Raw genomic sequence first — 25,231 nt, forward strand, 5'->3', positions numbered from 1 at the left:
AAGAGATGGAAGCGTTAGTCAAATTGTTGCCTTTGCCGCACGACATATGGATTTATCTTGTCATCGATGTTGGCCTTGCGTTATTGCTGTTAATGGTGATGAAGTGGCTGGCGGGAATATCCCGCAGAAGCACTGTGGCTGACGAATTAGGCGTAAAAGATAACTTTGCGTTTGGGATCAGTATCGCCGGTGGCATGTTATCGTTGTGCATAGTTATGGCATCGGTAGTGGGGCGACACATCGGCCAGGGGTATGGCCGGGCAGCAATTGGAATGTTAACTTTTGGCGTGGTGGGCATAATCCTGGTGAAGTTTGGGCGTTTTGCTCACGATAAAGTGGTGCTGAACCATCTTGATAGCCACGCGTTAATTTCCGATCGCAGCGTAAGCGTAGCGCTTGTTGACGCTGCCAGTCTTATTTCCAGTGCAATCATTCTGCGAAGCATGATGGTGTGGGTCGACGGCAGCGACATGAACGCGATTATTGCCATTGTTACCGGCTTTACTGTGGTATTAACAATCCTGTTGGTCATGACCCGACTCTACGAGATCCGCTACGCCCGGGATAACCAAAATGATTCCTTCCAGGGCGCACTGAAAAAAGGGCAAATGGCGCTGGCCATAGAACATTCGGGTAATCTTTTAGGAACCGCGCTGGTAGTCGCATCCGCCAGTAACTTACTTGAGTATAATCCTTTAGGGTACGTGAGTAACGTAACCGGCTGGCTGATTGTCAGTATCGTACTGGCGTTTCTGCTTATGGTGCTGGTAACTGTCAGCAAAAAATTCATTCTGTACGGTTTAAATTATCGTCTGGAAGTGGATCAACAGCACAATATTGGCGTAGCGTGTCTGGAGCTTACCCTTAGCGTAGGAATCGCATTAATTTTTAACGGTGTGCTGGAATTTTTAGGTTAGCCCGTAAATGCTGAAGTTACATCCGAACAGGGTGCCGAAAGGGTTTTGGTGCCCGCAATCAACGCTTCTTTCTGTTTTCTGTCCAACGCTTTTATTTCGTATTCTAACGACGAAGCGGTCGCCCGATTTTCTACCCGCAGCACCTTTTTAAATAGTAATGGCGCCTTCCCCCGTAGCGATTTAGCGCCACCGCCAATGTCGCCGCGATGCTGGCGAATCCGGCGGCAGGGATCAGTGGTAATGCCGGTGTACAATTGGCCGAGTCGATTTTCGATAAGATAAACAAACCATGGCTTCGTGTCCTCTTTTTTAAGGGGGACTGTTATACTCTGCTGCAATTTTTCAATGCTTAATGATTTAAAACCATGATATTACCAGATTTTAGTCAGGCGAAAATTCTCATTGTGGGCGATTTGATGTTAGATCGCTACTGGTCAGGCGCTACGGGAAGAATTTCCCCCGAAGCACCAGTACCAGTAGTCAATATTCAAAGCGCGGAAGACCGACCCGGTGGCGCTGCTAACGTTGCCATTAATGCTGCGACTTTAGGCGCTAACGTGACATTAATGGGGCTGGGTGGTGAAGATGAAAATGCTGGCATTCTGGAAGATCGTCTGGCTTCAATGGGGATAAATCATCATCTTTTTCGTATTCCGGGCTTAGATACCATAACTAAATTACGGGTAATGAGCCGCAATCAACAGTTACTGCGGATGGACTTTGAACAAAGCTTCGCCGATACCGATAAAGCGCCGCTGATAGCAGCTTTTGAAAAAGCGTTACCGCATTGCGACCTGGTGATTTTGTCTGATTACAATAAAGGTAGTCTCAGCGATCCACAGGCGTTTATTCAACTGGCGCGGCAGCACGGTAAAAAAGTCATCGTCGACCCCAAGGGTAATAATTTCGACAAATACCGCCAGGCGACGCTGATAACGCCTAACTTAGCGGAACTGGCAGCCGTTGCCGGAATTCCACAGAACGAGCAGGAATTAATAGAAAAAGCCCGCTCACTGTGTGCTTCATTGCAGCTTGAATCGCTCCTGCTGACGCGCTCTGAAGAAGGCATGACGCTATTTCGGCTTTCGACCAGCGAATTTCATTTACCTGCTAAAGCCAAAGAAGTTTTCGATGTCACAGGAGCCGGAGATACCGTAGTGTCTACACTCGCTGTAGCCATGGCAGCAGGCCTGGCGCTGGAAGATGCCTGCGTTCTCGCTAATATGGCAGCGAGTATCGTAGTAGGGAAATTGGGCACCTCCACTGTTTCTGCCACCGAACTGGCTGTTGCTATCGGGCATGACGCCGGCCACTTAGATGGCGGCGTAATGTCGGAAGATCAGCTTGCGCTGGCTGTCGAGCAGGCGCACAAACGTGGAGAAAAAATTGTGATGACCAACGGGTGTTTCGATATTCTTCATGCCGGCCATGTGTCTTATCTTGAAGCCGCTGCCGCATTGGGAGACAGATTAATAGTGGCGGTAAACACCGACGAATCCGTCACGCAGTTAAAAGGGCCAGGGCGGCCAGTAAACAATGTAAGCAGAAGAATGGCTGTCTTAGCAGGCTTAAGCGCAGTGGATTGGGTGGTAGCCTTTAGCGAAGACACGCCCCAACGGGTTATTGGCCGCCTGTTGCCCGATATACTGGTGAAAGGGGGAGATTATAAAATTGAAGATATTGCGGGTGGCAAAGAAGTCATGGAAAACGGCGGAGAGGTACGGGTCTTGCATTTTGAAGAAGGTGTTTCGACTACGGGCATTATAAAACGCATTGTCGAACAACAAACAAAATAACGCCGCCACAAAAGTATTTTTTGTGGCCCTTACAGATTGATAGCAGCAACGCTGGCTTTACGATAAGCTAGAGCATCAATTGGTTAGTAGCTCCAGCATTAGCGGTAGGACACATGTACGAAAGTTTTTACGGCCTAAATTCAAAACCGTTTCAGCTCACGCCGGATCCGGCGTTCTTTTTTGCGAGCAAGTGGCACAAGCGTGCTATGTCATATTTGCAATATGGCTTGTCGCAAGCAGAAGGATTCATCGTGATCACCGGTGATATCGGCACCGGAAAAACCACCATCGCAAACAGCTTATTAGACGAAATTGAAGATGATATTGTTGCTGCGCAAATTGTCACGCCTAAACTGACGCCCGATGAACTGGTAAAAATGGTAGCGTCTAAATTTGGTATCAATGTGGCGGGGTTGTCAAAAGCAGATATTTTAAAAGATTTGGAGAACTTTCTTTACGACTTAAGTAAAGAAGGTCGACGCGCGCTATTGCTTGTTGATGAAGCGCAAAACCTGCCTTTGGAAACCATAGAAGAACTTCGAATGCTGTCTAACTTCCAGCAATTCGGTAAGCCATTGCTACAGAGTTTTTTGCTGGGTCAGGAAGAATTACAGCCAATTTTACGCGCTCCCAATATGGAACAGTTCCGGCAGCGCATCGTAGCCTCCTGTCATTTGGCGCCGCTAGCCGAAGAAGAAACCAAAGCCTACATTGAATACCGCATGCATCACGCTGGCTGGAATGGAAAGTCACTGTTTTCCGATGAAGCATTTGCGCACATTTATAAGTTTACCCGGGGTGTACCCAGAAAAATTAACACCTTGATGGACCGTATTCTGCTCTACGGATTTTTAGAAGAGCTTGAAGTGTTATCTGAGGAAGCCGTTGATGTAGTTATCAACGAAGTTAAAGACGAAATGTTTGTTCCTGATGCTCCTCAATTTGCCGAGGCAGATGATGACACCGACGCGGCTGCGGAAGCCGGCCAGATCGTCAAACCGACGAAGCCCAAACAAAAATTGCTTACCCCAAATGGTCACGAGGTGCAGGACGCAGAATACTATAAAGCGATGCTGGGCGAATTAGTCGATGCCCTGGATGATGCAATTAGTCATAAGGTAAAACTCACCCAATATATCGACAAATTGCTAAAGAAAAAGTATCAGACTTATGTGCGTTTGAAGGGTGATGAATAGCCAGCTACACTTCTGCTTCTAAGATAAAAAACAGGCCTGCAATATCCAACTTTTGAGTTGGGTTTGCGGGTTTTTTTATGCCTTTTCGCTAAGCAATTACCTAACCATAGTAATATTGCCTCGCAAAGAGTTTGCCCGCGTCCAATGAGCAAAACGCAGAATACTTCGTGAGCGTCCGGTGATCACCACATTTAAATCCTGAAGTTACTCCGGCATCGTATTCCTTTTTCAGAAGGACAACACTATGCGACAGCCTCGACGCAGCAAAGATGAATGGCGATCAATATTTAAACAACAAGAGCAAAGCGGCCTGACAGCTGTCGAGTTTTGCCGCCAAGAATGTATTAACTTGCAGACTTACTATACGCGTCGACGGGATATTCAGTTGCATCAGTGCCATAGCAACTTTATCCGGGTTAAGCGCGACGTGACAACCGTAGAGTCACGTATGGAAGACGTGCCTCATGCACTTACGCTGAAACATGGCGGCTCGCAATTGAGTGTGCCAGTAAACACCAACCCTCATTGGGTTGCCACTTTAATGAAGGCGCTGAACGAATGAAGATGTTCGTTGAGCCTGCTGATATTTATTTGTACATGGATATCGTCGACTTCCGCAAGTCCATCAATGGTTTGATTGTGGTGGTTGAACAACAGATGCAACTGAATCCATTCCGTGATGCGTTGTTTGTCTTCTGTAATAAGAAGCGGGATAAGCTGAAAATCCTCTATTGGGATAAGACCGGCTTTGTCCTGTGGTACAAGCGCCTGGAAAAACACCGGTTCAAGTGGCCTAAAGACGACCAGATTCAGCACATATTGTTGGATGAACAGCAGTTACAATGGTTGTTATCCGGCTACGATGTGGTAGGTCACCAGCCACTGCATTACACCGCTTCCGGCTTATAACCGGTGATCATAAGCAGCGATTATCGATCACGAAATCGTCTGAATAATGCTGGGTAATCAGTGACTTAATCGGCGATAATAATCTTATGAACGAAGAAGATTATCAACGTCGCATCGCTGAGCTGGAGAAGCAGCTTCAGGAACTGAATAACCGGTATCAATATCTGGAAGAGCAGTTCCGTATTGCCCAGCATAAGCAGTTTGGTAAAAGCACCGAAGGTCACCCTAGTCAGGGTGAATTGTTTAATGAGGTCGAGGAACTTGTTGCCGGGGATGGAACGCCAGAGCAAGAAGCGATTAGTTACACGCGCAATAAAGCCAAGCGAAAGCCCTTACCCAAAGACCTGCCTCGTGAAGTCATCGTTCACGACATTAGCGATGAAGAAAAAATCTGTGGCTGTTGTGCCGGTGAACTGCACTGCATCGGCGAGGATAAAGCAGAGAAGTTACAGTTTATCCCTGCTCAGGTTAAAGTGATTGAGCATGTGCGTCCTAAATATGCGTGCCGCACCTGTGACAAAGAGAGTGTCAACAACACAGTAAAACAAGCGCCGGTGCCACATAGCGTAATCCCCAAAGGTTACGCAACGCCCAGCTTACTAAGTCAGATAATCACCAGTAAATATCAATACGGCTTGCCGCTGTACCGACAAGAGGCGATGTTCAAACAACATGACATCGAACTCAGTCGTAAGACCATGGCTGACTGGATAATCCGCTGCGCCGAGCTGTTTAAACCATTATACGACCAGCTTCATCTACATCTGCTACAGCAGTCAGTTATCCAGGCAGATGAAACCACACTGAAGGTCATCGACTCCGACAAAGCGACCAGCTATATGTGGCTGTATGCCACAGGGGCAGACTCGCCTGAGGGTAAGGTACCAGGCTGTGATATACCTAATATTGTGTTGTACGACTACCACAATAGTCGGGCCGGGCAATGTGCTGTGGGCTTCCTTACAGGTTACAGCGGCTATCTGCAAGTGGATGGCTACGCGGGTTATGAGCAAACGCAAGCCACCTTAGTCGGTTGTTGGGCCCATGCGCGCCGTAAGTTTATGGAAGCGAAAAAAGGTGCCGGTAATAAAGGCAGTGGCAAAGCTGACTGGGTCTTGAATCATATCCAGAAGCTCTATCGGATAGAAACACAGATAAAAGACAAAACGGCAGAAGAAAGATACACCCACCGGCAGGAAAAGAGCCTGCCGCTTCTGAATCAACTACATACCTGGCTAGCCAAATCTGCACAACAAGTGCTACCCAAAACCAAGCTGGGCGAAGCGATACAATACTGCCTCAACCAATGGCATAAACTGGAACGCTACACACTGGATGGCCAGCTCAGCATCGATAATAACCGCGCTGAGCGAGCAATAAAGCCGTTCGTGATCGGACGGAAAAATTGGTTGTTCAGTCAAACAGCAACCGGTGCTAATGCCAGTGCCATTCTCTACAGCATCATCGAAACCGCCAAGGCCAACAACCTCAATGTGTTCGATTACGTGATGGGCAGTCTAGAGTTGCTGAGTCAACCTGAAGCCGATGGCGAGTTACTGCTACCATGGCAGTTTGCTAAACGTTAGGTGGGATCACCGGACGGATACAATACTTCCATCACCTAGGAATAGACCTGTCCAGTGCGCACCACAAGACTGTTTTCGCTAATGATGGAGAAGGTGAGTGGCAAGTATATCGTGAGAAAAAGCGGGATATGCCAAAAAGCTTTCCCGGGCAATGATTCAGCAGCACTAAATACGAGTAAGCTGGCGCAATGGAAGCAAGAAGCGGCAGGGCAAAAGCATGAATGAATAAAAATTAAGCAGTCTCAATAATAAACAAAATTTCTCATCCGAAACGCCATAAAATCATCCTGGCTGGCTCTAATGGAATCCATGCTCCAGAAGTTCGGCTAAGAAAACTTTACTTATCGCTTAAAAATCATTCGCTATCTCTCCCTGCAAGAAGCGGTTACCATGGGCCGAAAGGAAGTCAAAATATCCATAGAACTTTATTTGTCACAATCGCTACGGCAACGTCTTGGGATATCCATCATTAGTATAAAGGGCATCGAGTTTGAACATAGCAAGAAGGTGCTGAGCTTTTTCTATTTGTTCAGTGGTAAAGGTGCTTTTCCACCCCTCAATGAGTTGAGCTTGGTCGGTTTCAAAATCTCTTTTTAGAAAATTGGTGCTTGAAGAGCGATTTAAACTTTTCTCGATAAGGGTTAAGTTGAAGGGCTTTTCTAAATAGCGGAAAAGTTTTCGTACTTCGCTTTCATATTCTATGATTAGATTCTCGTAATAAACAATGTGAAATTGAGCGGGTTTAAGCTGTTGTAAGGGTACATAATAGAACACACACCACAGAAACACCGTCCGTTCTACGAAATCAGAGCTGTCTATCGATTCTGCGGCTTTTTTGATAAGCGGGAAGTCGCTGAGGAGTTTTTGTTGAGACATAATTATTTCGAAATCGCTTCGATTGCCTTCAGTTTCTTTTCCCCAGCCGAGATTCGACCATGACGATACTACCTGTAGAGGGTGTCTAATGGGTAAAATAATAGGAAGATCTTTGGATAACTTCTTCAGCCACCCAAGCATCAGGTTACATCGAATGTCTTTTATTATTCGTTTATAGTAAAAAAACTTATGATTGTCGCGATCTACCCAGCTATTACGAACCTTACCAGCTAAAATAGTGCGAGCCTGCTTTTCAAGTGTTTCGTCAGTTTCTTCTGGATTCAAGTATTGAATGTATTCAAACTTATTTGCTTCTTTAACTTTTGTGGGGTGGAAAGGTTCAAAAAGAATCCGGGATTTGCGATCATAATTAACGATATCACCTAACCATGTGGTTCCGCTTCTGCCCATTCCAGACATAAAGATGACATCATCATCTTTTCCCACATCCATCGATAGTTTTCGCTGAAATTTTTGACCTACTTTTCCAAGATAACTGATTTCGCTGTCCTTCACACTTTTTTCCTTAATTAACGTCCTTTACCGAATAACACAATCTCAACTGTTCGAATTAGGATCAGAATATCCAGTAACAAGCTTTGATGCTTCACGTAGTATAAGTCGAATTTCAGTTTTTCCATGGAATCTTCAACACTGGCACCGTAAGGGTAATTTAATTGCGCCCAACCGGCCAAACCAGGTTTAACATTATGGCGCTGATTATAGTAGGGCACTTCTCTGACCAGCTTTTCGACAAATTCCGGGCGTTCAGGGCGAGGGCCAATAAATGCCATTTCTCCTTTGAACACATTAATTAGCTGGGGCAACTCGTCAATGCGGTATTTGCGGATAAAATGGCCTATACGAGTCACCCGATCATCATTTTTACTTGCCCATTTGGCACCGTCTTTTTCAGCGTCCGGGCGCATGGAACGAAATTTAATAATTTTAAATAATTTTCCGTTGAGGCCAACACGCTCTTGTTTATAAAACACCGAAGAGCCGGTTCTGAACCCGTCATCCATGTATATAATGAGTGCGGTGATCAGCATAAACGGCCAGGTAAAAAACATGATAAAGGTGGCCAGAATCACGTTAAAAGTGTAATCCAGCGCGTCCCGAAGATAATTCTGGCTATGGAAGCCATTGGAGTAGATAACCCAACTGGGATACATCAAATTGACGACAATCTGACCGGTTTCCCGTTCCATAAAATCCAGCAAATCCGTTACTTCTATTCCGCGTAATCGGCATTCAAAAAGTACGTCGATAGGTAAGGTACCGCGGCGTTGATCGCAGGCAATGACAATTTCTTCTATGTCGTTGTCGGCAATAAACTGCTGAAAATTTTCGTCGACCTTTACGTGAATAATTTTTTCTTTCTTAATACCATCTTCACGATTATCGCCAGGAATAGGAACAAATCCCATTAATTCAAATGCGATTCTGTCTACATCCCGACGCATTCTTTTTTCGATAATTGACGCTCTTTCACCCGCTCCAAGAATAATAATGCGCATTTTTCCCAGGCCAAGCAAACCAAGCCGGTTGGTAAAATAGCGAAAGACAACTAAAGTAATAATAATGCTGCATACTGCCGCCGGAAGAAAATACGGATGCATCGTTAAGCGGTCAAAAAAAGCCCGGCTTATAATTTCTACCATGAAGTAGCTTAAACCAACGCTAACAAAAATTCGTCTGATGATCCCTCGGAATGTCTCTCTAAGCTTGGCTTCGTAAAGCCCTACCGATAAAGAACAAAGAAGGATGAAAACGGTAAGTAAACCGACATTTATGACTAATTTTTCGAGTGGGATAGATTGACTCAGTTCAAGTTGAACCAAAATGAAGTGAGTAATGTAACCCATATACGCTATGAGAAATGCTTCGGTAACAACGAGAATGTTGGAACGTTTACTTTGATTGTGCCTGTTTAATGCCACCCTTGGCTCCCTGATACTGCAACGTCGAAGTACATCATAAAGGTTATTATTGTAATAGACTACAGATGATGTTGGCATTATAGTGCTATTTGCCGTAGGGTAAATTATCAAAACAAAAATTTAACCATAACGAGTGTAGGAAGATCTCTTATGTACAGCTCTAAAAGCATACTAACTATCGCCTTAGGAACCGCGGTATCGCTACTCAGCGCGTGTAGCAGTACCTCAGACTTACCAAATGCCACCACACGACCATCCCTCACTACGAATGTTGATAATTATCAATACCTGATTGGGCCCGGTGATCAACTAAATATATTTGTATGGCGTAACCCCGAGATTTCCGGGCAATACACCGTACGCCCTGATGGAAAAGTGACCACTTCACTCGTCGAAGACCTCGACGTGGCCGGTCGTACACCCGATCAACTGGCTCGCGAAATTGAAGAAAAGCTTTCTACGTTTATTAATAATCCTCGAGTTACTGTGGGCGTAAGCGGTTTTTCCGGCCCGCTTAGCGAACAGGTTCGGGTAATCGGCGAAGCCACCAACCCTCGGGCCATCAGCTATACACAACACATGACACTGCTTGATCTGATGATAGCTGTGGGCGGTTTGACAGAATTCGCTGACGGTAATCAAGCTAAACTAGTAAGAGTTGTGGACGGTGAACAACACACTTATAACATCAACATTAACGATTTAATTCGCGACGGCGATATCTCTAAAAACGTTGATATTCTCCCTGGTGATATCGTAATTATCCCAGAAGCCTGGTTCTAGAAGTAACGGAACAAATATTCAATGCAGGATTTACAATCGTCCCTATCGCCGATTTTTGATTTTATCAAAGGCATATGGATAAAAAAACGCATCATCGTTATATGCTCGTGGGTAATTTGTACCATTGGCTTTATATATGTAGCAACTCTTCCCAATCAATACGAATCTAAAGCGGTCGTTTTCGTCGACACAGGATCAGCCTTGCGGCCAATACTTTCGGGTATCGCGCTGCAGTCTAATCCTCAAGATGATATTAAAGTTATGGCGAAAACGCTGCTTAGTCGTTCTAACCTTGAAACCATAGCCCGTGAAAGTGATTTAGACATTTCGACTACGTCAGATGCTGAGTTCAATAATCTGGTTACTACTTTAAGTGAAGAAATTAGATTGGGCACTACTGGGCGCGACAATATCTACACTATTGGTTACACCAATCAGGTGCCTTCAGTGGCACAACGGGTTGTGCAGGAAACGTTGGAATTGTTTGTAGAAGGGTCGCTTGGGAACAACAGAAGAGACACTGACACAGCAGGGCGTTTTCTTGACGAGCAGATAGCTGATTATGAAAGTCGTTTAGCGGATTCAGAACAACGTTTGGCTGAATTTAAGCGTAAATATAATAATATTTTGCCGTTGCAAGGCAGCTTCTATAGTTCGTTACAAGCCATGCGCAGTGAACTGGAGTCAACCCAATTACAGATTCGACAGGCACAACAGCAAATCGATTCAATGAAAGGGGAAATGTCTTCTTCAAAAATGGCTGACAGCTTTGATGTAAGAAGCCAGGGCGAGAACTCGTTGCAGACTCGCTACGATGAACGGATCATTTCGTTAGAAGATCGCCTTGATAATTTATTATTGCGCTATACCGATAAGCACCCGGATGTGATCGAAACCAAAATGCTTCTTGCGAGCTTAGAAAAGTCACGCCAGGAAGAAATTGCGGAGTTTATGGAACAACAGGGTTTGGATTCAAGCCAGCCAGTGGGCGAACTGAATAACCAGTTATCCCTGGAAACCAGCCGCTTACAGGGCACTATTGCCTCTTTAAAAGTGAAAGAGGAAGATCTTGCGAAAAAGATTGAGGAACTTGAGTCGAAAGTTGATCTGGTTCCACAAATTGAAGCAGAGCAAGCATCGCTAAATCGTGACTATGGCATTACGAAAAAGCGCTACGAAGAACTGCTAACGCGCAGAGAATCCGCCGATCTTTCCAGACGTGCCGATATTTCTTCAGAAGAGTTCCAGTTCAGAATCATCGAACCACCACTTGCTCCGAGAAAACCGTCTGGTCCTAATCGCATTGTGCTTTATTCAGCAGTGTTGCTAATAGGATTTGGTGCGGGTATCGGCATTGCATTCCTTCTCAGCCAATTGTCGCCGGTGTTAATCAGAGCTAAACAGCTTGCTGAAATTACCGATTATCCCGTATGGGGAACGGTCACACACTTAGACAAAGAAAAAATTAGCTCGGTGAATAAAACGCGAATGGCGATTTTTGCTGCCAGTTCCTTTGCAATAATCGTGGTGTACGGGTTGTTAGTTGGCGCAGAGTTACTGAATATTAATTTGCAAGGTATGTTGTCATGAGTAGTACCATCGAGAAAGCGCTGAAGCGTCGCCAGGAAGCTATGGCTGCGGAAAAGCAGAAAAAAGACCAGTTTCCCGATTCTCCTGAGTCGGGCCCTGAAACTTTCGCTGACAATGTATCTTCACAGGCTAATAAACGCAGGTCTGCACCACGTAAAGGCGAAAGTTCTAAACTTACACCTTTTAACATTGATATTGACCGTTTAGAAAAAAACGGTCATGTTTCTTTGCAAGGTGTTCGCAAACAGATTAACGAAGAATATCGTGAGATTAAGCGTAAGCTTTTAGCTAACGCTTTTGGTCCGCTAGCCTCTACACTAAATAATAGCAATATTATTATGGTCACCAGCGGGCGTCCTTCCGAAGGAAAAACCTTCACTGCGGTTAACCTGGCGCTTAGTATTGCGTCGGAACAGGATAAAACCGTACTGCTGGTTGACGCAGACGTACTAAAACCCAATGTGTTAAATACGCTGGGAGTTGAACGTCGCAAAGGGTTGATGGAATATTTAACCGGTGAAGTTGACGACATTGCAGACGTGCTTTATCCCACCTCTATCGATAAGCTTAAAGTCATTCCAGCAGGCAAAACTCACCACTTGTCAACCGAGTTGCTGGCTAGCCAGAAGATGCACGAAACGGTAGATGAGTTCGCAAACCGTTACCCAGATCGTATTGTCATTATCGATACTCCGCCCCTGATTGGTATTACCGAAAGCGCGGTACTCGCTAATTTTGCGGGCCAGGCTGTGGTGGTAACCGAAGAAGGAAAATCGAAGCTATCAGATATTCAACTTTCTGTTGAGAGGCTAAACCCCGATATGGCCATTGGCTTTGTAGTGAATAAATCCGTCAATAAGGATAGTAACGACTCGGGCTACTATGGATATTATTATGCAGAAGAGCAAGAACGGGTTAATGAGTAATAAATTTAACTCTTCGAAATTAGCTTTAATTATCATGTCTGCTTTGTATCTAAAAGGCGGGCATGTACATGCTGGTGACTTAAAGCTGAATGCCGGTGTAACGTCTAATGCTGTGTTTCAGCAAATTGAATCGGATAGTGTTGGGAATCGTGATCTTTCAACCTTGACGATTGAGCCTAACTTAACCGCAGTATTTCGCGGTGCCAATTTTACAGGCTCATTCAATGGTACTGCGACGCATTTAGAACGTGATAATAACGATTTGTCTACCAAAAATAATTATGCTGAATATAACTATAACGCTAATTGGGCTATCGTTGACAGATTGTTTAATTTACAGGCGAGCGGGAACTCACGGTACCTAAATACCAATACGGCAAATTACTTAGTATCAGATTTTCTGGTAAATTCTGAAGACTTGGCGGAAACCCGGACGAACCGGATTGCCGCGGTAAGCAATATTGCCGGTAGCGGTTTGGTGGCTGGTACTGGTTCCTTTAGTTATACCGATGTCAGGACTGATGAAACGGCGCTGACGAATACGAATCGGCTTAATAATGAAACACTAGCGTTTGTTGCAGCATTGCGAAATGGTGATCAGGCGCGAACCTATGTCTGGACGCTCAATGGTAACTATAGTGATACTGACAGAAGCCGTGTAGAACTAGGTTCTTTCGAATCAGAGAATGCAACCGGATATATAGATAAGCAAGTCTATCGTAACTGGGCTCTTCGTCTCACCGGACAACATGAATCTCATACGTTTATCGGCAATGACTCTTCGTTAGCAAATGAACGCAGCTTTGATAGTTATGGCGCCGGTGTAACATATCGGCAAAGCAGGGGCAGGTCGGTATCGTTAACGATGAATAAAGCCAGCTCCTCAAACGCTGCCAATGATGGCGATACCTTCGCGGGTGTAGCTGTAGAGTGGGCTTTTACCCCTCGCACGCAGTTGGCAGCTAGCTTTGGAAAGCGCTTTTACGGTGATTCTGCCAATGTACAGTTCACACATGCAGCGAAACATCTCAGAACCTCTATAAGTTATTCTGAAGACGTAAGAAATTTCTCTCAGCTTCTGGCTGATCCAGAAGTTTTGGGAGTATTTGTCTGTCCAGATGGTTCTGCTGGTATCTTTGACTGTTTCCAACCCGGCTCTTTAAATTATATCCCTCAGGCGGGGGAGCAAATTGTACAAATTATCGACGACAATAATGCTATTGAAGATAGCGTTATCCTTCGAAAAGGCGGTGACTTGGAAATCGGCTACCAATCCCGTAAATTGATGGTTGCTTTTTACGCTAAGTATATAAACGATAACTATTTAGCACAGGAAAGGCAGCGAGAGACCAGAACTGTAGGAATTAAGTCCAGCTATAATATTGGTGTATTCACTTCACTTACCGCAGACCTGAGTTTTGCTGATATCGAAAGAGAATCAGTAACACAGGAATCAGGAACTAGTGAGAATATGAAATTAAAACTAGGGGTTACTCATAAATTAACCCGCCGCTTCGATATTACGTCAGATATAAGCTACACAGATCAGAATGGGGAAATTGGTAGTAGCCGCTTAGGCAGTAACTTTACGAACAAACAAATTTCCTTCGGCGTAAGCTATCGATACTAGAGCTTGTTGGTAGTTTTTGCTCACTATCGTATTAACCCTTTGAAGGATGAAGCTTCATAGTCTGAGCTACAATCGCAACAGGTTTAATTAGCGCAAGATTCGGACCGCAAAGACTAACAAGGTCAAGTAATTATTGATCGTCTATTAACTGCAATAATAGACGATTCCTATAACTTCATTTGATCCCTTTCCTATATAGATATCGTTTTTTATTCTTGATTTGGTCTGCTTAATTAAATCACGTTGTCTGCTATAACAAGCTTCGGGTATTAATCCAGTCGTAACAGTGTATGCTCGCAGGTTTCAGGGGAATATACCGTCCGAACCATTTAAAGGTAGATGTAGGTCTATGCAGAAACCGCCCGCATCTTTTCAAGCCACGATACATAACGTACAGCGGTATTTAATGATGCTGGTAAACTGAGCCTCGGCACATCAAATAAATTCTCACGCATGCTTCTTCTTACAAAATATCCTGGTTCAGAAGTCAGTGCACCCTTGTAACCCAGTTCTTTCACAATTTCCCTGGCCCTGTCGTCAACATCTTCGCTCATACCCACGGGATAACAAAAAACAGCTGATGGCGCTTGTAGGTTTTTCTCAAGTATCTCTCTGCTGGCAATTAACTCGGCTCTTATATCGTCCTTTGATAAGGTTGATAACGGGCTGTGCGAACAAGTATGCGAGCCTACTTTTAACCCTTCTGCTTCCAGCTCCCGAAGACGTTGCCAGTTTGTGGGAGTATAGTGCGATGTATCGATAGGCGTTTTAGCGCAAAGACGGAATTTGATATCTTCAACAAACTGCAGGCGGGCATTGCGTTCCAAACGCTTCGCATGAAAAGATAAGTGCCGCCTGGCTTGCCTTTTATCTTTTAAAGACAGCCACTTCTCACCTGGCACGCCCAACGTCCCTACCTCAAGCTCAGTACATAACGAAGCCTGCACAGCCGTTGCAATTTGCGCATCCCACGGCAAATCTTTACCTTCCACCAAATCAGTGATGACAAACAAAGTAGGTTTGGCATTATGTGCAAGCAATACAGGAATAAGCTGTTGAGTTTGGTCTTCGTAGCCATCGTCCACTGTAAAACACACGTAGTTCTTCGATGGATTTAAAAAGGTAGATGGAGACAGCAGTTCATCAATGCTGATAAATTCGCAATGATGCTTCTTTAGCAGTTTCATGAATCTGGTAAGCATGGACAAATCCACCCCGTTTAAACCATGGTTACCTTGAGGGCGATGCAGGGTAAAGATGCAGACATGTTGACTGAGCGTTTTGTTAAGAAGCCAGTTAAGTCCACGACTTAAAAAAAGCGAATGTATCAATTCAATCTTCCAACTACATGATTAAAGCTTGTACTGTTAGCATTGCCTGCAATATTAAATATTCGATGTAGAGCGATAACTAGAATGGTACCCGCTAAGGGTACATTAATTACTACCGAAATCATCAATCAATTAATCAGATTGAGCCGTTCAATCTTTTTGCATATAAAGCGTAAGACTATACTGATAAAGTAGCGCCCAAGCAGCACAGAGAATTAATGTACAATTTTCTAAAACATTTAGCGAAACGTCCACCGGCTCTCAGGTGATATTAAATGCTATATTAGTAGCAACCTGTTATAGGTAACGCGCACAGGAATTCAAACGTACCATAATACCGGCAGTAAGCATATATATTTCCTTTTGGCCCTGGAGCTATTACAATGTGCCGGTGATAGAAGGAATTAGGCGGTTGAGAGTAGATCCTGTTCTGCTGCTAACGGCTATAAGTAATGGGTACAACGATGGCGTTTTGCTATCAATAGATGTAAGCACTGAGTGTAAAGTAGGAATTATGGCAAACATAAACGCGATGACGGTTGATCTGGAGGAATACTTTCAGGTCGAAGCATTCGCAGACGATATTTCTGTAAATGACTGGTCGAAGTACGAGTCTCGACTGGCTATTCAGATGGACAAGCTGCTAGGCGTGTTTGCTGATACCGATGTAAAAGCGACTTTCTTTACCTTGGGCTGGATTGCCAAGGCCCATCCTGAGCTGCTGAAGCGTATTGTCGCCGAAGGGCACGAAATTGCCAGTCACGGTTACATGCATCAGCACCTTTCCAAGCAGAATGCTGACGTATTTTTCGAAGACATTACCAAAGCAAAAGCCTTGTTAGAAGACATAGTAGGTATGCCTGTAAAAGGTTATCGTGCACCGTGTTTCTCAATTAGTGCCGATAACGACTGGGCGCACGACTTAATTGCCAAAGCCGGTTACGAATACAGCTCCAGCAGCTATCCGATTAATCACGATTTATATGGTGTGCCCAAAGCACCGCGTGATGCTTATCGGTTGGAAAATGGGCTTCTGGAAATTCCTGTTACCACCGCGGTATGGCACAACCGGGTGTTTCCAGCCGGAGGTGGTGGATATTTCAGGCTACTACCCTTTGCCGTGTTTGATTTTTTGTTCGGAAAAGGGCAGGAAAATCGTATTGCCAATTTTTACACGCATCCCTGGGAGTTTGACCCGGAGCAACCTCGCATTGAAAGTAACTTCAAATCGAAGTTTCGGCATCATGTAAACCAGAAATCGGCGCTCACGAAACTTACGAAATTGTGTAGTAAGTATAATTGGACAACGATGGCCGACGCCTATCTGGATAAAGAGCATCCGACGCTTGGTAACTGGCCAAGTGTAGCGAACGGCGACTACTGATTCCTGCTAAGCCACATCCGGTAAATAAAGGGTTTAACGATATTAAGTCCTTTTGCCGGATGGCAGAATATGCCACATTTTGGCTCCTGCACATTCCCCCAATCGGCTTTATAATCTTCATCACCGCGTAAATAATCAATGCAAGTAACGCCAAGCGCGTTCATGTGCTGAATGATTTCATTGAGCATAATAATACCGGGTGAATGGCTACGTCCCACCTCAGAGGTGACAGGAACGTAGTACATTAACGTGCCATTATAAATAAACCCAAGGTGCCCGGCGATAAACTCCCCGTCTTGCTTGATGCACGCCAGGTGCAGCGAAGAGCGGTAAACAGCGAAGAGCGCCTGCACGCAATCACGGCTTTCGCGTCTGGTAAGCGCGTTGTCGCCGTAGCGCCGGGCGCTGCTATCCAGGATCCAGTCGATAAGGGCAGCATCGTATTCATGAGACCAGTGTATGGAAACATTGCCTGGTTCCTGCAGCTTACGCTGCCGGCGGCGAGCTTCTCTTAATACCTTGGCTTTCAGTTTTTCTCGGGAAACATCATATTGAGTATGTTGCCAGTGCTGATAATAGCTAACCTTGCTGTATTTTCCTAAACTAGATATACCTGTACTTTGGCTGCTTAGCGCTTCAAACAGCTGTGCGTCAGGGTAGGGGATCAGCAAGGGAAATTGCTGAAACTGCTTAAAGGCAGGCAACGAAAACATGGCGTTAAGGCAGTCTTTAATTTCTACCTTACTGTCAACCAGCATACATTGGTAATCGGTAAAACGTTCGCAAAGATGCGTTAACACTGGCAAGGAAAGCTTTTTCGAAAGAGGTTTCTGCACCAGCGGCAAAATAGCAATGCAGGAAGCCTCAGACCATACGCTAAGCACGATAGGTTGTTGTCGAAAGGCAGCCTGCACCTTACACCATTCAAAGCGAATGAAGGGTATGGCATTAACCCTTTCTTCCAACGCTTTCCACGGCTGTTCCAGCGTCAAAAAAGCGTTGTATCCGATATCCAGTCTGGCTTTCATCGGTTTCTCACGGCAACTGACGGGAGAGGAACGGCCCAATTCGCTTGGTTAGCCATACCGGCAAACGCTGCCACACGTTAATCGCCAACTTAAATTTCGGATTGTCAGGATTAAGTGACGATTCACTTTCCTCTTCTTGCGCAAAAGAATACCAATAGTGCTGAAAAGGCCGCGCGCCCCATTGCTTTTTGAAGCGATAGGTACCCGCATCTTTGGTGGAGCGTCCAAAGTCGAACCATTCGACTTTCTGCGTAATCGCAAATTTCAAAATGTTGTCATACATCCACATATTGATATTCATTTTGTTCACGTCGCGCACGGTGGAGGCCCAGGGAATTTCCATCATGTTACGATGGGTAGTGAGAAACCCGGTACCCACGGGCTTGCCGTCAATGTACACCATGGCAATATGGATATTGTGCCTAAGCTCATTGCATAGAGCTTCGAAAAAATCGATGCCGTTTACCGGTGTCCCCAGGTCGCGCATATTTCTGGCAAATACAGCATAAAAATCTTTCAGTAACTCGCTACCGCCAACCTTAAATGTCGGCTGATTTTCTTCTGCTTTTTTAACCTGCGCTCGCACTTTTGCACCCAACTCTTCGTCGAGTTTTTCAGAAGAGGTCGGCAACTGCCGCAGCATACTGACTTTTTTTAAGGATGCTGGCAGCGGCGTCTTTACGGTGGTGCGAATTTCCACGTACTTATCGTCGCCACTCTGCGCTTTTTTCTTACACGCTTGCAGCAGCGCTTCAAACACGTCGCGATATCCTGTTAACGGGCCGCCGTAATTAAAAAAGGGCTGTGACACCGTGAACTTGCCGAACACTGGCGTCGCTAAGGTAACAAAAGGAAGACCGCCGACAATCTCGCCAGCACGATTAACCGCCACAATCAATTCCCGGTGGGTGTAGGGCTGGGTGCCATAAAACTGCCAGATTGCTCTGCTGTGATAAAGCGAATCGTTAGCGCTGGCATCGACAAACGCCCACCACGAAGATAAATCATCAGAAGCAGTTAACGTGTTGAGAGTGATGCTTTCACCGTACGTATTTTGTGGCTGATTAAACTGGCTTGGCGGCAGCACCTTGCGAACGGAAGTTGGAGAAGGTTCCTGCTGCTGGTTTAAACAATCTTTCAGCGCGCTTTCCAGCGTCTTTACCTCGGTGCTCACTTCCTGCATTGCAGCAATCAACGCCGCATGTTCCTCGGTGCCGCTTTCTACACTTTTAAATTGTCGCGCAATGCGGCCTTTTTGTTCTTTTAAACCTTTTAACTGAGATTTTATCTCTTCTATATTCATTTCACTTGCTCTTTGGGCAGTGTAGTCACACCTGCGGATACGCAACAATATTGTGTCGCAGGCTGTCCAGTATCTGAATCATTTTGCGTACATGACGTGGTTTTACGCCCGGATGTACCGGCAGGGTTAGCAGACAATCGGCTATCACTCCACTCACCGGGGTACCAAAAGGGCACTCAGCTAACGCCGCGATTCCGTCTATATCGTGCAGAGGCGTAGCGTACATGGGCGACGCGCCTAATCCCGCAGCGTTAAGTTTCTTCAGTAGTTCGTCTCTGGCCGCCCGATTGGCTGCTAATACGGGTAAACGCAGTAAGCGCTTATTTACGGTTTGCTCGGGCCACGCAGGCGTAGTGGCGTTAACCAGTTGCTGTTGTGCATTCATACTTCCTGACAAATACGCATGAACACTTGGCGGCACCAGCACGGTTTTAAACCCTGCCATTTTAGTAATGCTATCTAGCGGGTGATACACCGTCTGCCCTAAAGTAAGTCCAGGAATTCGGATAAGGGCCCCGTAGCATAGTGGCTGGCAAAGCCCGTTGAACAACCGGGCTTTGATGCGATAGGCGTTATCATTGTTATCGTTTGATTGCGCCAGGGTGTCGATATTATCAAACCAGCTTGCGTAGCGGTGATGCCAGGCGGCAAGCCCGCCGCCAAGCAAATTAACCGGTTTTCCGCGACCAAACGAGGTAATAAAAAAATCAGCTTGCCGGGTTTGCTCCGGCAGAACGTACTCGGCCGATGCAGAATCAACAAGCGCCACAAGGTTTCTGCTGCGATCTTCCGCGTTTTCCGGCTCAGGAAACCACTGAGCATCGTCTTCTATAATTAAGGCGTCCGGCACACAATGGCGCAGGGGCAATAACGGCATGCTTATCCCAAACAGTGAAGGGCAGAGAATAACGTCCACTTCTTCTTGTAAATTGGCAAGTTGCGATAAATCGTACTGATAGCTGCTGGCATCAAAATCAATAATGACAGGCGTAGCATTGGCGTACAGACATGCAGCCACTAAATCTGGGCAGGCGTAACCGGGAATCACTACATTCAAGTTTCTTGCCGCCGTCTTTTCAGCAGCTAGATTCGTTCGAATAACCTTTAATAATAAAGCCAGCGCCGCCGTTCCCGATTCCACCAGCACATGGTTAAAATCCTGAAATTTCAACCATTGAGCGGAGCGCTGCGATTTTATACTAATAGGCGTGCCCACCGGGGGCAACTGAGACCAGCTCATCGTGCGGAAGGTTGCCAGACCGTCATACGTTTGCCCGACAAAAACTGAATACTGGCGTCAAACAGCGCTATATTTACTTGCGTGAAGAAGTAAATAATTTTGACCCAGGAGCGTTCTCTGAACGACGGCAACCAGTGCGCCAATAGCGCTATACCGTAAAAAAGCAATTGTGCGACGTAAGCCAGCGCGTAAAAGCCGCCTTCTTCCATCATACAAAACGGCGTAACAATAAATAGCGCCAGCAATGTCCATGGCACTGTCCAACGTAGCAGCTTATGGCTTACCACCTGAAACGCAAATGTGCCGAAAGAAAACGGGTTTAACACTTCAGGATGCCGCTCCAGCGCGGTCATTCCCCTAATCACAGTGCGTATTTTTCTCGCGTATTCTTTACTGGGATCAGCCAAATCGGTGTAGAACCCCAATACATCAGGCGCAGTCACGGCTTTATAACCTGCTCTGGCACAATTTAAAGCCGTGTTAAAATCGCTGGGAGAATGAATATCCCACTCTTTACACACTTCCACCCGGGCCGCGAAAAAAGACCCGCTTAACCCTACCAAACCGGCTAACATTGACTCCTGCTTGCGTAGCCACATTTCGTATTTTACGTAAGCCCCTTCACCTGCAACACTGCCGTCTTTGCTGATAAAGCGATCTTCACTGGAAATCGCGCCCACCTGCGGATCATCAAAGTAACGTACCAGCTTAACAATGCCATCGGGCTCAATTTTGGTCGCAACATCAGAAAACACAATAATGCCCGAATCAACCGTTTTTATGGCGGTTAGCTGCGCATTTTCCTTGCCTAAACGTTCTGCCGCACGCACCAGATGTACGTTCTTGTCGGCGTAAGATTCCACAATGGAATCTGTCGCGTCGGTAGAACTATCGGAAGCGACTACAACCTTCAGGTTTCCATCAGGATAAATGAGGGCCAGTGTATTTTCTATTTTCTCCTGAATGCGGTGCTCTTCATTGTAGGCGGTAACGATAAGCGTAACATCAGGCCACTGCTTTTCAGCGTCGTCCGCATCGTAACGACGGGGCGAGGCACTGAATTTGTTCAGTAATGTAAGAATGACAGGATAAATAAAGTAACTGAAAACCGATAAAATCAGTAACAACCAGAATAAAAAAATCATATTCGTTAATGTCTTGTTGACAACTTCATAGGCATGTACTTTACCGTGCTAGCAGGTATATGTGCAACGGTTCTACAACAGCTATTGCACATATTCATGCAATAAGTATGATATTGCAGTCTTAAGCGGGGGCTTAACGCGCACATTGGCGTGATTAGCTGCAGCAGTAAATGGAATAACGATAAAAATGAGCACAAGAGGTTTCATGTCCGCTTTTCGATTCAAAGCATTACTCTGGCTGATTGCTGGTGCGGTTATCGCCGGGTTGGCTATCCCCAATACCTATATTTCTCTTCATGAATTATGGTCGAGAAACAACGAAGCCTATTCCCATGGCTATATCTTATTGATCTTCATTGCCTATGTACTGGCAACCGATAAACGGTGGCAGAGTTTTCATGCCTCCTGGTGGCCGGTGCCGGTGGCCTTTGGTGCAGGCGCTTTCTGGTTGGCTGCCAACGCGGTGCAGGTCATCATGCTTCAGCAGATTGTATTGCCCGTACTGTTATTGTGTTTGACTGCCTCTTTAGTAGGCGTTAAAAACAGCCTGAAAGTCATTGTACCCATATTCTCGCTGTACCTCGCCATTCCTGTAATGGACGTGCTATTAACGCCATTGCAGAACCTCACCACTTATATCAACACATTGCTTATCCAAGCTACCGGTATTGTGGCGTTTATCGACGGTTACGATATTCACATGCCATACGGCGTTATGCGTATTGCTAATGGCTGCGCTGGCTTAAACTATTTGCTGGCAGGGTTATGTCTTGGATTATTTTATGCCTATCTGAATTTGCAACGGCTATCACTGCAAATTTGGGCAGTGGTATTAATGGTGCTGTTATCACTGGTCGGCAACTGGATTCGGGTTTACCTGCTAATTCTTATCGGCTATCAGTCAGAAATGCAAAGCAGCCTGGTTTATGACCATGGCTTTTTTGGCTGGGTGATCTTTGCAGTGCTGGCGGTGTTTTATTTCCTCTATACCAAACGCCTGGAAGCCAAAGACACCGAATTTGAAGCAACATCCGCAGAGCCAGTACAACCTGTTTCTGGCAAACTGATTGCCACTACGTCACTGACGCTTATCGCTTTTCTGGTTTTACCGGTTACCTGGAAAGTCATTGAAAGTAACGCCAGTAGTCAGAAAGCAGTGACAGTTTCCTTGCCCGATACTTTCAATTACTTTACAGAATCGGAAAAAACCATTGCAAACTTCGGCGCTAACTACGAAGGCGCAGATAGTGAAAAGGTATATCAGGGGCAGATAAACGGCCGTAGCGCTACGTTGATGGTGGCTTCTTACGTTACGCAGGCGCAAGGCAAAGAACTTATTTATTATGCTAACCACCCGGCAAAAGCGCTGAACCGACGGCAATTGATAACTCTGCCCGAAGGTACGGTAAATGTTGCAGTGACAGACGGAGGAAGAGCACTGGTAGTGTGGTTCTACCGCGTTGATGATCATGTTACCACTGACGATCTTGATACCAAGCTGGCACAACTGCTTCAGGTATTTGAAGTCCCGGTTGCAAGTGCAATCGTGTTACAAATCCGATGTAACGGCAAGTGTGACAATATCAGTCAGGATATTGAAGATAATAACGAGTGGCTTGATGCGCTGTTTTCGGTAGAAGTTAACTAATCATGAAGACGTATCACTCATGAAGATATTGCATATTGCATCTGGCGATAAATGGGCAGGGGCAGAAGTTCAGGTATGGACGCTATGCTCACAGTTGGTGAAAAACGGCCATGACGTTAGCGCCATAGTGCTAAACGAAGGTCGGCTAGCGGAGCTGTTACGAATAGCCGGCGTCAAAGTAACGGTATATCCGGAATCTTCCACTGGCTTCAAAAGTTTGCTAGCGAAGTTCAGGCAGCATTTTAATACCTCGCGGCCAGATGTTATTCACACTCACCGCCAAAAAGAGAATATTCTTGGTGCTATTGCCAACCGCTTATCTATCAAAGTTCCTTGTTTTCGCACTATTCATGGCGCCCCCGAATTTACGCCAAGCTGGAAGCAGCGCATACAAATTTCTGCTGATGAGTTCTGTGGCCGCTATTTGCAGCAGGGCATTGTCTCGGTCTCGGAAGATCTCACCCGCAAACTCAGCGACACTTATCCACGGAAAAAAATTCATACGATTGATAATGGCATTGATGTCGAACAGGTAAAGGCTGATGCCGAAAGTGCACAAATACCGCCGCTACCCGCCGATGTAATTCATATCGGTTTTGTGGGCCGGATTGAGCCGGTAAAGCGGGTGGATCTGTTCCTGGAAACAGCAAAAATTTTGCTGTCAGAGCACAGCCAACATCATCAGTTTCACTTTCATATTTTCGGCGATGGCGCGCAGCGCCAGCATTATCAACAAATCGCTGAAAATACCGGAATAAGCCAGCATGTTACTTTTTATGGCCACACTGACCTCGTTCGTGGCTGGATAAGTAAAATGACCCTGCTGTTGATGCCTTCTGATCACGAAGGACTGCCAATGACAGCGCTGGAGAGCCTGGCTTTGGGCGTACCCATGGTGGCTCACGCCACCGGTGGGTTGATTCCGTTGTTAAACGAGGGGCAGGGCAGTGGGCTGGTAGAGCATCATGAAGCGAAGGCTTATACTAATGGGGTGCTTAAAGTACTCTCACTAAATCCTTATGTTAATCTTCCTCTGAAGTTCCTTGCTTCGGAAAATGCGAAAAAACTTGAAGCGCTATATCGCCGCTAGGTTTATCCTCTAAAGCTTCGCGAAACTATACCGCCTGTTTCTACGAAGCTCAAAATGCCACTAGACTATAGAATCCATTCGATAGTTGAAGAAATCAATCAAGAATTTTTCTCTTTCTAAGACCAAATTAGCGGTTTCTTCATCATAGTAGTAGGAGGTGGCTTTACGTGATGACGTGTTAGTTTTGTTATTTTTTGCACGCCAAATATCAGATTTTTGTTCATCCGAAAGATGAACTGCTGCTTTTTCCATCCCTAGAAGAAAATCTTCTTCGAGGTTTTCCTGTCGAATAAACTGATCTACAAACCCTTGTTTTTTCCAAAGTTCGTGTAAATCGTCGGGCGAAGCTTTGCAGCTTTTGCTATAAATTTCCGTATCAAGAGCGGAAAACAATTTAAAAAATCGGTAGCTTAACAACCCAGCGTTTTTGCTAAAATCGGTAAATCCGTACCCTTCTCCTACGTCAAGCGCATATTCAGGCGAGAACATCAATTTAATCCACCTACGGAATGCGTCTACATCAGAAGGATCGCAATAACACTCTTGCCACTGCCTCACATTCTTTTTGCTATCGTTGTACATCTGGCGCATAAATACGATAGGGCTTCCGTAACGCGCGCCCATCTCCTGAGGCAGTTGAATTGCGGTGTAACGCAAATCCGTCTTCCGCGAGGTCTGCAAAAATACGCTGCCTTTTCGATCACAGCCATATCCCCACAACGAGACATACCAATCCCATGGATTACGAATTGATCCGACTACGAAACGATTTCGTAATTGGACCGGGATTCTGTTGTGCTTGCCAATTTGTTCGCCTTGCACATACTGCGAAAGCAGTTTTCCAATATGACTGCCAGCCGTTTTGTGTAGTTCGGTAAAAATAAGTGAGTCAGATACAAACATAATTCAC

The 25,231-nt window shown here is 45.6% G+C and carries 22 protein-coding genes; 13 read left to right on the plus strand and 9 right to left on the minus strand.

Features of this window, described 5'->3' with window-relative positions; translation table 11 throughout:
* Positions 1-5: 5 nt before the first annotated feature.
* Complete coding sequence (locus CA267_RS14915; RefSeq protein WP_075610326.1) at positions 6-917, plus strand: DUF350 domain-containing protein; 912 nt, start codon at positions 6-8, stop codon at positions 915-917.
* Here CA267_RS14915 and CA267_RS14920 read toward each other — a convergent pair.
* Complete coding sequence (locus CA267_RS14920; RefSeq protein WP_232367557.1) at positions 914-1,255, minus strand: GIY-YIG nuclease family protein; 342 nt, start codon at positions 1,253-1,255, stop codon at positions 914-916. The genes CA267_RS14915 and CA267_RS14920 overlap by 4 nt on opposite strands.
* Before the next feature lie 27 nt (positions 1,256-1,282).
* Between CA267_RS14920 and hldE the strand changes: the two genes are divergently transcribed.
* The 5 genes from hldE to tnpC all read left to right on the plus strand — a co-directional run bounded on the left by hldE (position 1,283) and on the right by tnpC (position 6,404).
* Complete coding sequence (gene hldE, locus CA267_RS14925; protein ID WP_075610151.1) at positions 1,283-2,713, plus strand: bifunctional D-glycero-beta-D-manno-heptose-7-phosphate kinase/D-glycero-beta-D-manno-heptose 1-phosphate adenylyltransferase HldE; 1,431 nt, start codon at positions 1,283-1,285, stop codon at positions 2,711-2,713.
* A gap of 113 nt (positions 2,714-2,826) precedes the next feature.
* Complete coding sequence (locus CA267_RS14930; RefSeq protein ID WP_075610152.1) at positions 2,827-3,909, plus strand: XrtA/PEP-CTERM system-associated ATPase; 1,083 nt, start codon at positions 2,827-2,829, stop codon at positions 3,907-3,909.
* A 244-nt stretch (positions 3,910-4,153) separates the two neighbouring features.
* Positions 4,154-4,471, plus strand: a complete 318-nt coding sequence (gene tnpA, locus CA267_RS14935) for an IS66 family insertion sequence element accessory protein TnpA (RefSeq protein ID WP_075608946.1) — start codon at positions 4,154-4,156, stop codon at positions 4,469-4,471.
* A complete protein-coding gene (gene tnpB / locus CA267_RS14940; protein WP_075608945.1) occupies positions 4,468-4,818 on the plus strand; it encodes an IS66 family insertion sequence element accessory protein TnpB in 351 nt (116 codons plus the stop codon). The genes tnpA and tnpB overlap by 4 nt, the downstream gene beginning before the upstream one ends.
* 86 nt (positions 4,819-4,904) lie before the next feature.
* A complete protein-coding gene (gene tnpC, locus CA267_RS14945) occupies positions 4,905-6,404 on the plus strand; it encodes an IS66 family transposase (protein ID WP_097349187.1) in 1,500 nt (499 codons plus the stop codon).
* Between the two features lie 441 nt (positions 6,405-6,845).
* Here the strand turns inward: tnpC and CA267_RS14950 are convergent, their stop codons facing one another.
* Entirely contained in the window at positions 6,846-7,796 is a 951-nt protein-coding gene (locus CA267_RS14950; protein ID WP_075610153.1) for a sulfotransferase domain-containing protein, read from the minus strand.
* 14 nt (positions 7,797-7,810) lie between these two features.
* Positions 7,811-9,223, minus strand: coding sequence for a TIGR03013 family XrtA/PEP-CTERM system glycosyltransferase (locus CA267_RS14955; protein WP_075610154.1), 1,413 nt, complete (start codon positions 9,221-9,223; stop codon positions 7,811-7,813).
* Positions 9,224-9,373: 150 nt separating this feature from the next.
* Here CA267_RS14955 and CA267_RS14960 point away from each other — a divergent pair, with 150 nt between their 5' ends.
* From CA267_RS14960 to CA267_RS14975, 4 genes are read left to right on the plus strand one after another with little or no spacing between them, the layout of a single operon-like run.
* The gene (locus CA267_RS14960; RefSeq protein WP_075610155.1) at positions 9,374-10,006 is read left to right on the plus strand and encodes an XrtA/PEP-CTERM system exopolysaccharide export protein; all 633 of its coding nucleotides are present in this window, start codon (positions 9,374-9,376) and stop codon (positions 10,004-10,006) included.
* Between the two features lie 21 nt (positions 10,007-10,027).
* Positions 10,028-11,596: an XrtA system polysaccharide chain length determinant gene (locus CA267_RS14965; RefSeq protein ID WP_075610156.1), complete on the plus strand. Its 1,569-nt coding sequence runs from the start codon at positions 10,028-10,030 to the stop codon at positions 11,594-11,596.
* Positions 11,593-12,522 carry an XrtA-associated tyrosine autokinase gene (locus CA267_RS14970; RefSeq protein WP_075610157.1) on the plus strand — a complete coding sequence of 310 codons (930 nt, stop codon included), beginning with the start codon at positions 11,593-11,595 and terminating at the stop codon, positions 12,520-12,522. The genes CA267_RS14965 and CA267_RS14970 overlap by 4 nt, the downstream gene beginning before the upstream one ends.
* A complete protein-coding gene (locus CA267_RS14975) occupies positions 12,515-14,152 on the plus strand; it encodes a TIGR03016 family PEP-CTERM system-associated outer membrane protein (RefSeq protein ID WP_097349242.1) in 1,638 nt (545 codons plus the stop codon). The genes CA267_RS14970 and CA267_RS14975 overlap by 8 nt, the downstream gene beginning before the upstream one ends.
* Before the next feature lie 347 nt (positions 14,153-14,499).
* Here the strand turns inward: CA267_RS14975 and CA267_RS14980 are convergent, their stop codons facing one another.
* Positions 14,500-15,354: a polysaccharide deacetylase family protein gene (locus CA267_RS14980; protein WP_075610159.1), complete on the minus strand. Its 855-nt coding sequence runs from the start codon at positions 15,352-15,354 to the stop codon at positions 14,500-14,502.
* 643 nt (positions 15,355-15,997) lie between these two features.
* Between CA267_RS14980 and CA267_RS14985 the strand changes: the two genes are divergently transcribed.
* Positions 15,998-16,867 (plus strand): XrtA system polysaccharide deacetylase, encoded by an 870-nt coding sequence (locus CA267_RS14985; RefSeq protein WP_075610327.1) that lies wholly within the window; start codon positions 15,998-16,000, stop codon positions 16,865-16,867.
* On the opposite strand, the gene CA267_RS14990 is transcribed toward CA267_RS14985, so the two are convergent.
* Genes CA267_RS14990 through CA267_RS15005 form a run of 4 tightly spaced genes read right to left on the minus strand, consistent with a single transcriptional unit; the run spans position 16,861 to position 21,583 of the window.
* Positions 16,861-17,895: a GNAT family N-acetyltransferase gene (locus CA267_RS14990; protein WP_075610160.1), complete on the minus strand. Its 1,035-nt coding sequence runs from the start codon at positions 17,893-17,895 to the stop codon at positions 16,861-16,863. The two genes, CA267_RS14985 and CA267_RS14990, sit on opposite strands and share 7 nt — an antisense overlap.
* 7 nt (positions 17,896-17,902) lie before the next feature.
* Positions 17,903-19,198 (minus strand): FemAB family XrtA/PEP-CTERM system-associated protein, encoded by a 1,296-nt coding sequence (locus CA267_RS14995; protein ID WP_083638558.1) that lies wholly within the window; start codon positions 19,196-19,198, stop codon positions 17,903-17,905.
* Positions 19,199-19,223: 25 nt separating this feature from the next.
* A complete protein-coding gene (locus CA267_RS15000) occupies positions 19,224-20,438 on the minus strand; it encodes a DegT/DnrJ/EryC1/StrS family aminotransferase (RefSeq protein ID WP_075610161.1) in 1,215 nt (404 codons plus the stop codon).
* Positions 20,435-21,583 carry a glycosyltransferase family 2 protein gene (locus CA267_RS15005; protein WP_075610162.1) on the minus strand — a complete coding sequence of 383 codons (1,149 nt, stop codon included), beginning with the start codon at positions 21,581-21,583 and terminating at the stop codon, positions 20,435-20,437. The genes CA267_RS15000 and CA267_RS15005 overlap by 4 nt, the downstream gene beginning before the upstream one ends.
* Before the next feature lie 205 nt (positions 21,584-21,788).
* On the opposite strand from CA267_RS15005, the gene xrt reads away from it, so the two are divergent.
* Positions 21,789-23,231 (plus strand): exosortase, encoded by a 1,443-nt coding sequence (gene xrt / locus CA267_RS15010; RefSeq protein ID WP_075610163.1) that lies wholly within the window; start codon positions 21,789-21,791, stop codon positions 23,229-23,231.
* A 19-nt stretch (positions 23,232-23,250) separates the two neighbouring features.
* Positions 23,251-24,321 carry a glycosyltransferase gene (locus CA267_RS15015; protein ID WP_075610164.1) on the plus strand — a complete coding sequence of 357 codons (1,071 nt, stop codon included), beginning with the start codon at positions 23,251-23,253 and terminating at the stop codon, positions 24,319-24,321.
* A gap of 60 nt (positions 24,322-24,381) precedes the next feature.
* On the opposite strand, the gene CA267_RS15020 is transcribed toward CA267_RS15015, so the two are convergent.
* Positions 24,382-25,224 carry a hypothetical protein gene (locus tag CA267_RS15020; RefSeq protein WP_075610165.1) on the minus strand — a complete coding sequence of 281 codons (843 nt, stop codon included), beginning with the start codon at positions 25,222-25,224 and terminating at the stop codon, positions 24,382-24,384.
* Positions 25,225-25,231 lie beyond the last annotated feature (7 nt).

The sequence above is a fragment of the Alteromonas pelagimontana genome (assembly GCF_002499975.2).
GTDB classification, from domain to species: Bacteria; Pseudomonadota; Gammaproteobacteria; order Enterobacterales; family Alteromonadaceae; genus Alteromonas; species Alteromonas pelagimontana.

What these genes read in the sequence shown, in the direction of transcription:
- CA267_RS14915 (WP_075610326.1), top strand. Translation starts at nt 6, where the DNA reads ATGGAAGCGTTAGTCAAATTGTTGCCTTTGCCGCACGACATATGGATT.
- hldE (WP_075610151.1), top strand. Translation starts at nt 1,283, where the DNA reads ATGATATTACCAGATTTTAGTCAGGCGAAAATTCTCATTGTGGGCGAT.
- CA267_RS14930 (WP_075610152.1), top strand. Translation starts at nt 2,827, where the DNA reads ATGTACGAAAGTTTTTACGGCCTAAATTCAAAACCGTTTCAGCTCACG.
- tnpA (WP_075608946.1), top strand. Translation starts at nt 4,154, where the DNA reads ATGCGACAGCCTCGACGCAGCAAAGATGAATGGCGATCAATATTTAAA.
- tnpB (WP_075608945.1), top strand. Translation starts at nt 4,468, where the DNA reads ATGAAGATGTTCGTTGAGCCTGCTGATATTTATTTGTACATGGATATC.
- tnpC (WP_097349187.1), top strand. Translation starts at nt 4,905, where the DNA reads ATGAACGAAGAAGATTATCAACGTCGCATCGCTGAGCTGGAGAAGCAG.
- CA267_RS14960 (WP_075610155.1), top strand. Translation starts at nt 9,374, where the DNA reads ATGTACAGCTCTAAAAGCATACTAACTATCGCCTTAGGAACCGCGGTA.
- CA267_RS14965 (WP_075610156.1), top strand. Translation starts at nt 10,028, where the DNA reads ATGCAGGATTTACAATCGTCCCTATCGCCGATTTTTGATTTTATCAAA.
- CA267_RS14970 (WP_075610157.1), top strand. Translation starts at nt 11,593, where the DNA reads ATGAGTAGTACCATCGAGAAAGCGCTGAAGCGTCGCCAGGAAGCTATG.
- CA267_RS14975 (WP_097349242.1), top strand. Translation starts at nt 12,515, where the DNA reads ATGAGTAATAAATTTAACTCTTCGAAATTAGCTTTAATTATCATGTCT.
- CA267_RS14980 (WP_075610159.1), bottom strand. Translation starts at nt 15,354, where the DNA reads ATGCTTACCAGATTCATGAAACTGCTAAAGAAGCATCATTGCGAATTT.
- CA267_RS14985 (WP_075610327.1), top strand. Translation starts at nt 15,998, where the DNA reads ATGGCAAACATAAACGCGATGACGGTTGATCTGGAGGAATACTTTCAG.
- CA267_RS14990 (WP_075610160.1), bottom strand. Translation starts at nt 17,895, where the DNA reads ATGAAAGCCAGACTGGATATCGGATACAACGCTTTTTTGACGCTGGAA.
- CA267_RS14995 (WP_083638558.1), bottom strand. Translation starts at nt 19,198, where the DNA reads ATGAATATAGAAGAGATAAAATCTCAGTTAAAAGGTTTAAAAGAACAA.
- CA267_RS15000 (WP_075610161.1), bottom strand. Translation starts at nt 20,438, where the DNA reads ATGAGCTGGTCTCAGTTGCCCCCGGTGGGCACGCCTATTAGTATAAAA.
- CA267_RS15005 (WP_075610162.1), bottom strand. Translation starts at nt 21,583, where the DNA reads ATGATTTTTTTATTCTGGTTGTTACTGATTTTATCGGTTTTCAGTTAC.
- xrt (WP_075610163.1), top strand. Translation starts at nt 21,789, where the DNA reads ATGTCCGCTTTTCGATTCAAAGCATTACTCTGGCTGATTGCTGGTGCG.
- CA267_RS15015 (WP_075610164.1), top strand. Translation starts at nt 23,251, where the DNA reads ATGAAGATATTGCATATTGCATCTGGCGATAAATGGGCAGGGGCAGAA.
- CA267_RS15020 (WP_075610165.1), bottom strand. Translation starts at nt 25,224, where the DNA reads ATGTTTGTATCTGACTCACTTATTTTTACCGAACTACACAAAACGGCT.